Annotated in this window: 10 protein-coding genes; 1 reads left to right on the forward strand and 9 read right to left on the reverse strand. The window is 71.0% G+C overall.

Translation table 11 applies throughout. The features are described from left to right. From CG723_RS02960 to CG723_RS02970, 3 genes are all read right to left on the reverse strand, one after another. On the reverse strand, window positions 1-990 hold the full coding sequence (locus CG723_RS02960; protein ID WP_100591560.1) for an aldo/keto reductase: 990 nt from the start codon (window positions 988-990) through the stop codon (window positions 1-3). Between the two features lie 97 nt (window positions 991-1087). After that, window positions 1088-1552, reverse strand: a complete 465-nt coding sequence (locus tag CG723_RS02965; RefSeq protein WP_100591561.1) for a hypothetical protein — start codon at window positions 1550-1552, stop codon at window positions 1088-1090. Then, complete coding sequence (locus CG723_RS02970) at window positions 1552-2028, reverse strand: hypothetical protein (protein ID WP_100591562.1); 477 nt, start codon at window positions 2026-2028, stop codon at window positions 1552-1554. Before CG723_RS02970 ends, CG723_RS02965 begins: the two co-directional genes overlap by 1 nt. 39 nt (window positions 2029-2067) lie before the next feature. Here CG723_RS02970 and CG723_RS02975 point away from each other — a divergent pair, with 39 nt between their 5' ends. After that, complete coding sequence (locus CG723_RS02975) at window positions 2068-3030, forward strand: helix-turn-helix transcriptional regulator (protein WP_100591563.1); 963 nt, start codon at window positions 2068-2070, stop codon at window positions 3028-3030. Window positions 3031-3100: 70 nt separating this feature from the next. Here CG723_RS02975 and CG723_RS02980 read toward each other — a convergent pair whose 3' ends face one another. The 6 genes from CG723_RS02980 to CG723_RS03005 all read right to left on the reverse strand — a co-directional run bounded on the left by CG723_RS02980 (window position 3101) and on the right by CG723_RS03005 (window position 12549). Next, window positions 3101-3892: an aldo/keto reductase gene (locus CG723_RS02980; protein ID WP_234374129.1), complete on the reverse strand. Its 792-nt coding sequence runs from the start codon at window positions 3890-3892 to the stop codon at window positions 3101-3103. A gap of 149 nt (window positions 3893-4041) precedes the next feature. Next, window positions 4042-4827, reverse strand: a complete 786-nt coding sequence (locus CG723_RS02985) for an ABC transporter ATP-binding protein (protein WP_100591565.1) — start codon at window positions 4825-4827, stop codon at window positions 4042-4044. Continuing rightward, window positions 4824-7547 carry an ABC transporter permease subunit gene (locus CG723_RS02990; RefSeq protein ID WP_100591566.1) on the reverse strand — a complete coding sequence of 908 codons (2724 nt, stop codon included), beginning with the start codon at window positions 7545-7547 and terminating at the stop codon, window positions 4824-4826. Before CG723_RS02990 ends, CG723_RS02985 begins: the two co-directional genes overlap by 4 nt. Before the next feature lie 12 nt (window positions 7548-7559). Continuing rightward, window positions 7560-8816, reverse strand: a complete 1257-nt coding sequence (locus CG723_RS02995; RefSeq protein WP_100591567.1) for an ABC transporter substrate-binding protein — start codon at window positions 8814-8816, stop codon at window positions 7560-7562. Window positions 8817-8971: 155 nt separating this feature from the next. Continuing rightward, a complete protein-coding gene (locus CG723_RS03000; protein ID WP_100591568.1) occupies window positions 8972-10798 on the reverse strand; it encodes an AMP-dependent synthetase/ligase in 1827 nt (608 codons plus the stop codon). A 203-nt stretch (window positions 10799-11001) separates the two neighbouring features. After that, the gene (locus CG723_RS03005) at window positions 11002-12549 is read right to left on the reverse strand and encodes an MFS transporter (RefSeq protein ID WP_100591569.1); all 1548 of its coding nucleotides are present in this window, start codon (window positions 12547-12549) and stop codon (window positions 11002-11004) included. Window positions 12550-12624: the final 75 nt, after the last annotated feature.

Raw genomic sequence — 12624 nt, forward strand, 5'->3', positions numbered from 1 at the left:
TCAGTGCGCCGCGTCGAGGCGAGCCCGCTGATCCACCGTCAGCTTCAGGTCGACCGCCGCCAGGCTCTCGTCGAGCTGGGCCACCGACGACGCGCCCACCAGAGGGATCACCGGGATCTCGCCGTCGATGAGCCAGGCGAGAACCACCTGGTTCACCGTGGCGTCGGCCTCCTTCGCCACGTCGCGCAGCGCGGCCAGCCGCGCCGGCGTGCCCGGATGGTCGTACTCGGCGCCCAGCGGCTTGTCGTCTCGCACATACGCGCCCGCGAGCAGCGGCGAGTACGCCACGAGCGCGAGCTTCTCGCCCTCGGCCCGCACATAGCTCAGGAGCTGGCCGTCGACCAGGCCCTGGCTGCCGTCCTGCGACAGATCCGCCGGCAGATCCGTGCGCGGCCGCAGATAGCTGTGCCGGTACTGCAGCACCTCGTACCCCGGCTTCCCCGCCCGCTCGGCGATCTCCCGCGCCCGCTCAACCTTCCACGCCCAGTGGTTGCTGACCCCGAGCAGTCCGACGCTGCCCTCGGCGACCAGATCCGCGAACGCCTCGACGGTTTCCCGGAGTTCGACCTTCGGGTCCTCGATGTGCGCGTACAGCAGATCGAGCCGCTCCATCCCGAGCCGCTCCTTGCTGCCCTCCACGGCCCGCCGGATCGCCGCGGCGGACAGGCCCTCGGGGTTGTCGACGTACCCCGTGCCGGCCGCCAGCGGGCTCGCCCCCAGCTTCGTCGCGACGACGATCTCGTCCCCGACGCCCCGGCTGCGCCGCCACCGGCCGAGCACGCCCTCGCTCTCCCCGCCCCGGCTGCCCGTGTGCCAGAACGCGTAGTTGTCCGACGTGTCGACGAACGTGCCGCCCGCCGCCACATACCGGTCGAGGATCGCGAACGACGTCTCCTCGTCGGTCCGCGTGCCGAACAGCATCGCGCCGAGACTCAGCACACTCACCTCACGGCGGGTGGCCGGATCGGCGCCGATCGTACGGAACTTCATGACGGGTCCCTCCCGTGGCCCGGCGCGGATGCCGGGCCACGGGAGGGAGTCTCGGCGTTGAAGCGCACGCGAAGTCAAGGCGCGACGCAGAACCGGGTCAGGCGCGACGGGTGAACGCCATCGTCCAGTTCGACAGCCACGTGTCCCCGCCGTCCAGAGAGAAGAACTGCTCCCAGTGCGCCGTCGTCGCCGAGATCCCCGACCAGACGAACCGCACCCGGACGTCCTTGCCGTCATGGGTGTCGTCGCCCTCGAAGACGCCCCGCCCGTCCCCGTCGAAGCGGCCGATGACCGGCGGGAACAGGACGCCCGTACGGCTGGACGACCAGTTCAGCGACCACGTACCGGCCGCGCGGTCGAAGAGCCGCAGAGTGAGCCCCTTGAAGCCTTCCGTGGGGCAGTCCATCTCGTCGATGTTCGCCGCGCCGTCGAACAGGCTCCAACAGCGGTTCGTCGCGGCGAACTCCTCCCAGCCGCTGTCCGCGTCGAGGAAGTCCGTGCGCCTGCGGTGGGCCACGTCCCAGTCGCCGAAGAAGAAGTCGAAGTCGTGCGCGGTGCTCATCAGCGGTCTCCAGTGGTGCCGTCGGTGAGTGAATCGGCCAGATATCCGTCGAGGTCCGGGGCGTTCGGGGCCAACATGTGCCGTACCCACGCATCGCGTTCGTGCAGGACCGGCGGCAGCTCCCACACACAGCCGATCCACGGCAGATCGAGGATCACGAACCGCGTCGGATCACTGTCGGGACAGCCGATCACCAGCTGCCCCGCCGCCGCACCCCGGAAGTGCAGAACGTTGTCCCACACCCAGCTGTACGCGTTGATGTACGCCCCGTCGTCACCGCCGCGGTGCAGCACGACGAACGTCGCCGGAGGCGTCCCGTCCGGCTCCGGAAGCAGCTCCGGCAGCATCGCGTACGCCGCCTTCTCCACCTCCGGCGCGATCCCCGCCGGATCCGCGCTCACGTGATAGCGCTTCACGCGCCGGCCCGCCACCTCGACGGGCGGCAGCGCCCACAACAGTTTCTCCTCGAAAGCCATGGCTGGAAGCTACGGCCACTTCACTGACATCCTGTGTCAGTGAAGTCCAGCCGACTGGTGTCTGTCCTGCTGCTGCTCCAGACCCGCGGCCGGATGACCGCCGCGCAGCTCGCCGCCGCCCTCGAAGTCTCCGTACGCACCGTGTACCGAGACATCGACTCCCTGCACGCAGCCGGCGTACCGCTCTACGGCGACGCCGGGCACGCCGGCGGATACCGGCTCATCGACGGCTACCGCACCCGCCTCACCGGCCTCACCACCGACGAGGCCGAAGCCCTCTTCCTCGCCGGAGCACCCGGACCCGCCGCCGAACTCGGCCTCGGCCCCGTACTCGCCGCCGCCCAGCTCAAGGTCCGCGCCGCGCTCCCCGCCGAACTGCGCGCCCATTCCGAACGCATCAGCGCCCGTTTCCACCTCGACGCCCCCGGCTGGTACGCCGAGGAGGACGACGTCCCCCACCTCCCGGCCGTCGCCACCGCCGTCTGGAACAGCCGTGTCCTGCACGTCCGCTACCGGCGCTGGCGCGCACCCACCGATGTCGAACGCCGCCTCGAACCGTACGGACTCGTCCTCAAGGCGGGCCGCTGGTACGTGATCGCTTCCGCCGGAACGGGAGACCCCCGGACCTACCGCGTCGACCAGATCCTCCAACTCCACGTCGGCGACGAGCAGTTCGAGCCGCCGGCGGACTTCGACCTCGCCGCGCACTGGCGCGCCTACCAGGACGACTTCCACGGCCGCCTGCACAGCGGCGACGCCGTCGTACGCCTGGCCCCGGGCACCGCCGACCGACTGCCGGCCCCCGCGCTGCGCGCAGCGGCGCACGCCACGGCCCGCCCGGAACCCGACGGCTGGACCAGGGCGGTCGTCCCCATCGAGTCCGTCGACCACGCCCACGACGAGTTCCTGCGCCTCGGCGCCGGCATCGAGGTCCTGGAACCGGCCGAGCTGCGCCACCGCATCCGGGCCACGGTCGAGGCGCTGGCCGTCCTCTACACCTGAACCACGGCCTCACACGTGTGCCCCGCCTCCGGAGGGAGACGGGGCACACATTGCCGTACGCGTGGGGCGATCAGGCCATGTCGAACGTCGCCGGGTCGGGACCCAGGCGACGGTCCTCGTTCAGCGCGCTGATCGCGGCGATGTCCTCGACGTCCAGCTCGAAGCCGAACACGTCGATGTTCTCCACGATCCGCGACGGCGTCACGGACTTGGGGATCACGACATTGCCGTGCTGGACGTGCCAGCGCAGCACGATCTGAGCCGGCGTACGCCCGTGCTTCTGGGCGATCGCGACGATCGCGGGGACGTCCAGAAGGCCCTTGCCCTGACCCAGCGGCGACCAGGCCTCCGTGGCGATGCCCTGCTCCGCGTGGAACTCACGCGCGGCGCGCTGCTGGAGGTGCGGGTGCAGCTCGATCTGGTTGACCGCCGGGATGATCGACGTCTCGCCGAGGAGGCGCTCCAGGTGCTCCGGAAGGAAGTTGGAGACACCGATGGCCTTGGCGCGGCCGTCCGCGTAGATCTTCTCGAAGGCCTTGTACGTGTCGACGTAGCTGTCCTTCGAGGGCAGCGGCCAGTGGATCAGATACAGATCGAGGTAGTCGAGACCCAGCTTGTCGAGGGAGGCGTCGAAGGCGCGCAGCGTCGCGTCGTAGCCCTGGTCGGCGTTCCACAGCTTCGTGGTGACGAAGAGCTTCTCGCGGGCGATGCCGGAGGCGGCGATGGCCTTGCCGGTGCCCTCCTCGTTGCCGTAGATCGCGGCGGTGTCGATGCTGCGGTACCCGGCCTCCAGGGCCGTCGCGACAGCCTTCTCGGCCTCGGCGTCCGGCACCTGCCATACGCCGAAACCGAGCTGGGGCATCTCGACGCCGTTGTTCAGGATGATCGGGGGGACCTTGCTCACGAGCTCTCGATCCTTCGCGTTGTCGGTTGGTACTCCCATCGTCAACGATCACGGCCCGGGACGCATTCCCGTTCACGTCGTGTTCACAGGGGCGCCCCGGGCCCCGCTCACCCGGCCGAACCGAGATAGGCGTCCCGCACGGCCGGGTCGGCGCGAACCGCCGCCGGCGTCCCCTCGGCCAGCACGGTTCCGAGGTCGAGGACGACTATGCGGGAGCAGAGGTCCATGACGAAGGCGACGTTGTGCTCGACGAGGAGCACGGCGCAGCCCTGTTGGTCCGACAGATGACGGATGACAGTTTTCAGCTGACAGATTTCATCATCTGTCATCCCGGAGGCGGGCTCGTCGAGCAGCACCACCCGCGCCCCCTCCACCCCCGCCCTGGCCAGTTCCACCATGCGTGCCTGGCCCACGGGGAGCGCCCCCGCGTACGCCCCGGCCAGGGCGTCGAGGCCACACGCGCGCAGCATCGACGCCGCCTGCTCGCGGCGCCGGCGCTCGTACGTCCGTCTGGGGGGCGCCGCCAGCAGGTCGGCGGCCAGCCCGCCTCCGCCGCCCCGCCACTCCTGCGCCACCAGCAGGTTGTCCGCGACCGTGAGCTGGCCGAAGAGCTGCTGGCGCTGGAACGTGCGGCGCATCCCGTGGCGGGCCCGCCACACGGGTGAGCGGCGCGTGATGTCCTCGCCGTCCAGCAGGACGCGGCCCTCGTCGGGGCGCCGGATCCCGGAGACGACGTCGAAGAACGTGGTCTTGCCCGCGCCGTTCGGGCCGATGAGCCCGCACACCTCGCCGGGGCGCAGCGTCAGGCCGACCCCGGCGAGCGCGCGGATCCCGCCGAACCGGACGCCGACCCCGGCGGCTTCGAGCACGGGTCCCTCCATGGTCCCGCTCATGGCCGCACCGCCCCTTCTTCTTCCGCGTCCTGTGCCGTGTCCGGTCCGCTCGCGGCGAGACCCAGGTAGGCCTCGGTGAGCCGGTCGGCCCGCACCTCGGCGCGCGGGCCGCACCACGAGACACGGCCCCGGTCGAGGTACGCGACGGTGTCGGCGACGCCGAGGATCTCGGTGGCTTTCTCCTCGACGAGGAGCAACCCCGTCCCGGCGTCGCGGAGTTCGGTGAGCAGCCGGAAGACGTCCTCGACGATGCGTGGCGCGAGACCGAGGGACGGCTCGTCGGCGATGAGGACGCGGGGCGGCTCCTGGAGGAGCGGGGCGAGGGCGAGCAGCTGCTGTTCACCGCCGGAGAGTGCGCCCGCGGTGACGTTGCGGCGGGCGGCGAGCCCGGCGAAGCGCTCGTACACGGCCTCGCGTGCGTGCTTGTCGGGGAGGTGCAGGGTGAGGTTCTCCTCGATGGTGAGGGCGGGGAAGATGCCGCGCCCTTCGGGGGCGAGGAGTACGCCGGCCCGCGCCCGGCGGACGGGGCCCTCGCGTGTGACGTCCCGCCCGGCGACGTGGACCTGCCCCCGCAGGGGGGTGAGGAGTCCGGCGGCGGTACGGCACGTCGTGGACTTCCCGGCGCCGTTGGGGCCGAGGAGGGCGACGATCTCGCCGGGGTGGACGGCGATGCCGACCCCGTGCAGGACGGGCGCGCCGTCGTATCCGGCGTGCAGGCCGCGCAGTTCGAGTACCGGTACGGCGCCGCTGCCGGGCGGAGGGGGCGGTGTCCGGCTCGTTGCATCGACGACAGGGACTCCCGCCCCCGGCTTCGTGCTCCTGCGCCGGTGGCGTCGTACGGAGATCGCCGCGCAGTAACCGTCCGGGTCGTTGGCGAGTGCGAGGCCCGCCAGGCCGAACAGGACGACCGGCAGATGGACGGAGTCCGTGACGTAGTCCGCGACGAGGTGCGGCACGATCGCGTAGACGAGGCCCGCGACGACCGCGAACTGCGGGCGCCGTACCCCTGCCGCGACGACGACCGCGAGCCAGATCAGGCCCGTCATCGCGGTGAAGTCGGTAGCGGTGATACGGGTGTTGTACGACGCGTACATCACGCCCCCGAAGCCCGCGAGACCGGCCGAGAGGGTGAAGAGGAGGAGTTTGGTGCGGATCACGGAGACGCCGGAGGCCATCGCGGCGGCGGGCGCCGAGCGCACGGCGAGCATGGCGCGGCCCGAGGGGGAGTTCCGCAGTGCGCCGAGGGCGGCCACTGCGGCCGCGCACAGGACGACCATCGCGACGCCCATCGCCCGGTCGTCGCTCAGGTCGACGGGTCCGAAGACGGGGCGCGGGATCTCCCAGCCGGTGTCGCCGTTCCTCAACCAGCCCATCTGGAAGAGGACTTGGTCGGCGAGGAAGGCGAGGGCGAGCGTGGCGAGGGCGAGGGTGCGGCCGCCGAGGCGTAGCGCGGGCAGCGCGACGAGCGCTCCGAGGAGCGCCGCCACGCAGGTGCCGACGAGCGCCGCCGCGATGAACGGCCAGCCGTGGCTCATCAGGAGCCCGGCCACGAGCGCCGCGCCGGTGACGAACGTGGCCTGCGCGAGGGACACCATCGCGCCGAGCCCCGTCACGACGGTGAAGGAGACGAAGACCAGCGAGAGGGCGAGGCCCTGGGCGAGGATGCCGCTCCAGAACGGGGTCGTCACCGTGTAGAAGGAGGCCGCGAGCAGCACGGCGGCCACCGCCCATGGCCCCCACTTCCGTGTCCAAGGGCGGCCCGCGAGGTAGTCGACCGGCGGCGCGTCGGCGGCAGCCGTCCCCGCCGTGCGCTGTCGCCGGGTGAGCAGCAGCAGTCCGGCGAAGAGGATCAGGAACGGGACCGCGGTACGGAACCCCGTGATGCGTTCGGCGAAGGACGAGTAGCCGGCGACGAGGTTCTGCAGGACGCCGAGGCCGAGTCCGCCCGCGAACGCGAGGGGCACGGACGCGAAGCGCCCGAGGACAGCTGCGGTCGCCGACACGAACAGGAACAGCGTGAAGTCGTGGGCGGACAGGCCGAGCAGTGGTGTCGCGAGGACGCCGGCGAGGCCCGCGAGGCCGGACGACAGCATCCACGCCACGGTGGAGAGCCGGTCGGCGCTCATGCCGCGCAGTTCGACGAGTGAGCGGTTGTCGACGGCGGCCCGCAGGCGCAGGCCGAGGGTGGTGTGGCGCATCAGGATCCACAGGCCGAGCGCGACCGCGGCGGTCGCCACCCACGTGATCAGCTGGTCGGAGTCGATGCCGACGCCGTCCATCAGCTGCCAGTTCTTCGCGGGGCTGGGGCCGACGCCCGGCAGCCCGAACTGGTTCTCGGCGGGCTTGACGGACACGCCCGCGTCGTCGAGCAGTTCCACCACCCACAGGCCGAGCGCGGGCAGTGCTACGAGCAGGCCGATGGTCGCCACGATCTGCGCGGTCTCGCCGACGCGCGCCAGCTTGCGGAACATCAGCCGGTCAAGTCCCCAGCCCAGCAGGGGAGAGGCGACACACACGAGGAGGAGCGCGGTCGGCACGGCGGGCCAGCCGAGGCCGGAGTGGAGCTCGTAGAAGGTGAGCGCGCACAGGTAAGCGGTGGCGCCATGGGCGAAGTTGAAGAGGCCGGAGGCCGAGTAGGACAGGACGAGGCCGGTGGCGAGGAGCGCGTACAGCGCACCCGACACGAGCCCGCTCAGCACGAAGGCCAGCAGGTCGGACATGCGGGGCGCCCCCTACTCGAACGGGATGGGCTCGTAGCACTTGAAGGGTGACGAGACGTGGTACGCCCCGTCCTTGAGCTGGACCAGGGCGCCGCAGCCGAACGACTCCTTCTGCCCCTTGGGCAGGGCACGGTCGCCGACCATGGTGCCGGTGTCGGAGAACCCGTCCGCGGCCTTCTGGAAGGAGGCGACGGTGAGGTCCCGGCCGGCCTTCTGCGCGATGGAGAGGAAGAGGTCGGCGGACATGTAGCCGGTCATCATGTGCATGTTGAGCGGCACGTCCTTCCCGCCCGACGCCTTCTTGATGTCGGCCTTGAACTGCTTCATCGCCGCCGTCCGCGTCTCGAACGGCTCGAAGGTCAGCAGGATGTGCACCCCGTCGAGCGCCTCCTTCGTCGCGCTCTTGGCGAGCAGCCCCGGGTCGTAGTCGGTCGGGTCGGTGAGGACGCCGCGGTACCCGGAGCGCTTGACGGCGGTGAACAGGCCGATGTTGTACGGGGTCTGCATGACGGAGACGACGATGTCGGGCGCCTTGCCTCCGTCGCTGCGCAGGATCTCCTTGGTGTACGCCGACCAGTCGCTCGGCACCGAGGTCGCGGGCACGGACGACTTGGCGTAGGTGACCTTGTATCCGGCGGACGCGAAGCTCTGCTTGTAGGTGCGGATGGCGAAGGTGCCCGCGTCGTTGTCGTTGGCGAGGATGGCGACGGTCTTCCCCTTCGCCCCGTGCGTGACCTGCTTGAGGCCCTCGGGCCAGGTCTGCGAGATGGTGCCGCCGGGCATCGGGACCATGCAGCCCCCGAAGCCGTAGATGTAGGTGGGTCCGCAGAAGGACGGGAGCGTGCCCCAGCCGAAGGTGGGGACCTTCTGCTTCTGGAGGAAGTCGGCGCCGGAGAACGTGACCGAACTCATCGGGGAGATCGCGAACACCTTGTCCTGCTGGACGAGTTTGCGGGCCGCGGCGAGGTTCTTGGCCGGGTCCTGGCCGTCGTCCTCCGCGCCCAGGTAGTCGATCTTCCTGCCGTTGATCCCGCCCTCCGCGTTGGCGCGGGCGAAGCGGGCCTTCGCGCCGAGGTCGGTGTCCTTCTTGCTGTAGCCGCTGGCGGTCGTCATGGAGACGATGCCGCCGACCTTGATGGCGTCATCCGTCACTCCGCGTACCGAACTCCCCTTGCTGTCGGGGGAGTTGCCGGTTGCCGCGGAGTTGCAGGCGGTGGCGAGCAGCAGTGCCGCCACAGTGGCGGTGATGGCGCGGACAGTTCGCGACACGATGGGCCCCCTCCGTCGGGTGAGGGTGATTCTGTGTGCGACCTGATGAACCGTCAATAACTGACGCATCGGTAATTGATGAACCGTCAGAAACGGTTCGCGGCCGGGTCAGGGCCTTGTGGCGGGGTTACCGTCGGGAACGTACCGGCGCGCGATCAGCCCCGGTACAGCGCCTCGACCTCCTCCGAGTAGGCCGTCTCGATCGCCTTCCGCTTGAGCTTCAGGGACGGCGTGAGCAGCCCGTGCTCCTCGGTGAACTGGTAGGCCAGTATCCGGAACGTACGGATCGACTCGGCCTGCGAGACCAGGGTGTTGGCCGCCACGACGGCCCTGCGCACCTCGGTCTCCAGGTCCGGGTCGTGGACCAGCTGGGCGGGCTTCAGCGGCGGCTTGCCCCGCATGTTCAGCCAGTGCTCGACGGCCTCGGCCTCCAGCGTGACGAGCGCGGCGATGTACGGGCGGTCGTTGCCGACGACGATGCACTGGGCGACCAGCGGATGGTCGCGCACCCGCTCCTCCAGCTGCTGCGGCGAGACACTCTTGCCGCCGGAGGTCACGAGGATCTCCTTCTTGCGGCCGGTGATCGTCAGGTAGCCGTCCTCGTCGAGTGCGCCGAGGTCGCCGGTGGCCAGCCAGCCGTCGTGCAGGGTGGCGTCGGTGGACTTCGGGTCGTTGAGGTAGCCCTGGAACACATTGCTGCCGTACAGCCAGATCTCGCCGTCGTCGGCGATGTGGACCGTCGTGCCGGGGATGGCCTGGCCGACCGTGCCGTAGCGGGTCTGCTCCGGCGGGTTCGCGGTCGCCGCTGCCGTGGACTCGGTGAGCCCGTAGCCCTCGTAGATCGTGACGCCGGCGCCCGCGAAGAACAGGCCCAGGCGGCGGTCCATGCCCGAGCCGCCCGACATGGCGTGCCGCACCCGGCCGCCCATCGCCTCGCGGACCTTGGAGTAGACGAGCTTGTCGAAGATCGAGTGCTGCATGCGCAGCGACGCGGACGGTCCGGGGCCGGTGCCGAACGCCTTGGCCTCCTGTGCGTCCGCGTACTTGACGGCGCACTCGACGGCCTTGTCGAACGGCCCCGACTTGCCGTCCTTCTCGGCCTTGCGGCGGGCCGCGTTGAAGACCTTCTCGAAGATGTACGGCACGGCGAGGATGAACGTCGGGCGGAACGACTGCAGGTCGGGCAGCAGGGCCGCCGCATTGAGCTGCGGCTGGTGGCCGAGCTTCACGCCGCCGCGGATCGTGGCGATCTGCACCATGCGCCCGAAGACGTGCGCGAGCGGCAGGAACAGCAGGGTCGAGGCCTCGTCGCCGCGCTTGGAGTGGAACACCGGCTCCCAGCGGCTGACCATCGTGTCCGACTCGAACATGAAGTTCGCGTGGCTGATGACGCAGCCCTTGGGGCGGCCCGTGGTGCCCGAGGTGTAGATGATCGTGGCGACGGAGTCGGGGGTGACGGCGCGCCGGTGGCGGTGCACCACCTCGTCGTCGATGTGGGCGCCGGACTCGATGAGCCGGGGCACGGGATCGGAGTCCAGCTGCCACATCCGGCTGAGCGTGGGCAGACGGTCGATGACGGTGGCGATCGTCATCGCGTGGTCCTCGTGCTCCACCATCGCGGCCGACACCTGGGCGTCGTACAGGGTCCAGAAGACCTGCTCGGCGGAGGCCGTCGGGTAGATCGGCACGACCTGGGCGCCGATCGTCCACAGCGCGAAGTCGAAGAGGGTCCACTCGTAGCGGGTCCTCGACATGATCGCGACGCGGTCGCCGAAGCGGACGCCTTGCGCGAGCAGCCCCTTGGCCAGCCCGAGCACTTCGTCACGGAACTCGGCGGCCGTCACATCGAACCAGCGGCCCGCGTCGTCCTTGCGGCCGAGCGCGACGCGCAGCGGATCCTCGAGGGCATGGTCGAACACGGCGTCGGCCAGGCCGCCCACCGGCAGCACCGACGCCAGAGGAGGATTGGTGAACTCGCGCAATGTTGCTCCTTGTGGCGCTCCGCACAGCGCCGGTGACGGTACCCCACCGCGCGCCCCGGCGGGAGGGGTGCAAATGGGCCGGAGCGCGCGGAATATGCACTGGTCAGCCGATGAAATACGGCCACAAGGGGAAGCGCCGGACAGAATTCTTACGGTTCAGTAAGTTTCGGTGGCGTAATCTCCACGGAATCTGTACGGAGCGATTACCGGGGGTCCGCTGCGGGCTTTTTGGGCGGACTGGTCGCTTCCGATTTCTCCACGGACGGTTCACGACCGTCCCCGGCGGCCGCGACGGCGGTCGCCCCCGGCGGGCGGTGGGACGCCCGCGGCGCCCTCACCAGCGCAAGGACCAGCACCCCGGCGACGAGCGCCGCACAGCCCGCGACCACGGACGCCGTGTTCAGCCCCGACGCGAAGGCCACCCGCAGCGCGTGTTCCGGGACCACCCCGTCCAGGGCCCGCGCCCCGCCGCCCGCGAGCGTGTGCGCGGCTCCGTGCGACAGGGAGTGCTGCATCGTCGACGTCAGAACGGTGCCGAGGACCGCCACCGCGAGCGCGTAGCCGAGCTGCCGGAACGTGTTCACCGCGCCGCCCGCCATGCCCGCGCGCTCCGGCTCCACCGCTGCGAGCGCGGCGCCCGCGATCCCCGGCGAGACGAACCCGGTCCCGACGCCGACCAGTACGAGGCCGGGCACGAGTGCCGTCCACGTCGAGCCCGGGTCGAGGACCGCCTGGCAGAACAGCCCGGCCGCGATCAGGAGGAGGCCGCCGCCGATGGTGAACCGGGCCGGCACCCCGTGCAGCAGCCGCCCGCCGACGACCGCCACCACGACCGAGGCACCCGACATGGTCAGGAAGACCAGGCCGCCGTGGACGGGGCTCAGGCCGAGCAGGGTCTGCAGCCAGATCGAGGTGTAGGGGACTACGCCGAACGCGGCGCCGTTGAACGCGAGCGCCCCCGCCATCACCCCGACGAACGCCGGCTTGCGCAGCAGGGCCAGGTCGAGCAGCGGATGCGCGCTGCGCCGCTCGACCACGACGAACGCGACCAGCGCGAGCGCCGCCACCAGGAACGCGGCCGTGGTCCCGGCCGACGCCCACCCCTGCGATCCGGCCCGTACCACCCCGTACGTCGCCGCCCCCGCGAAGCACGCGAACGCCGCCGTGCCCGCCCAGTCGACCCGACGCCCGCGCGGCCCCCGCGACTCGGGCACCACCCGCAGCGTCAGCCACACCGACACCACGCTCACCGGCAGATTGATCCAGAAGATCCACCGCCAGCCGGGCCCCTCCGTCATCACGCCGCCGAGCACGGGGCCGATCGCGGCCGCGCCGCCGCTCACCGCGCCCCACACCCCGAGCGCCGCCGAACGCCGCCTGCCCTGGTAGACGGAGCCGAGCAGCGGAAGCGTCGTCGCGAACATCGCCGCGGCGCCCACCCCCTGCGCCATCCGCGCCGCCACGAGTATCCCCGGCCCGCTCGCGAGGCCGCAGCCCAGCGACGCCGCCGCGAACAGCGCCACGCCCGCCACATGCACCCGGCGCCGGCCGAGTATGTCGGCGGCGGCCCCCATGCCGAGCAGCAGCGCGGCGAGCGCCAGCGCGTAGCCGTCCATCACCCACTGCAGATCGCTCAGCGACGCGTGCAGGCTGCGCGCCATGTCGGGCAGCGCCACGACGACGATCGTCACGTCCAGCAGCAGCATGAACGTTCCCAGACAGACCGCGGTCAGCGGCCCCCATGTACGCATCCTCAACAGCTCCTCGCCCGATGTCTTACCGAAGTCAGGCTCGTACGATGGGCCGCGCACGGCGGATCCCGGTGA

Source organism: Streptomyces sp. CB01635 (assembly GCF_002803065.1).
Classification (GTDB): domain Bacteria; phylum Actinomycetota; class Actinomycetes; order Streptomycetales; family Streptomycetaceae; genus Streptomyces.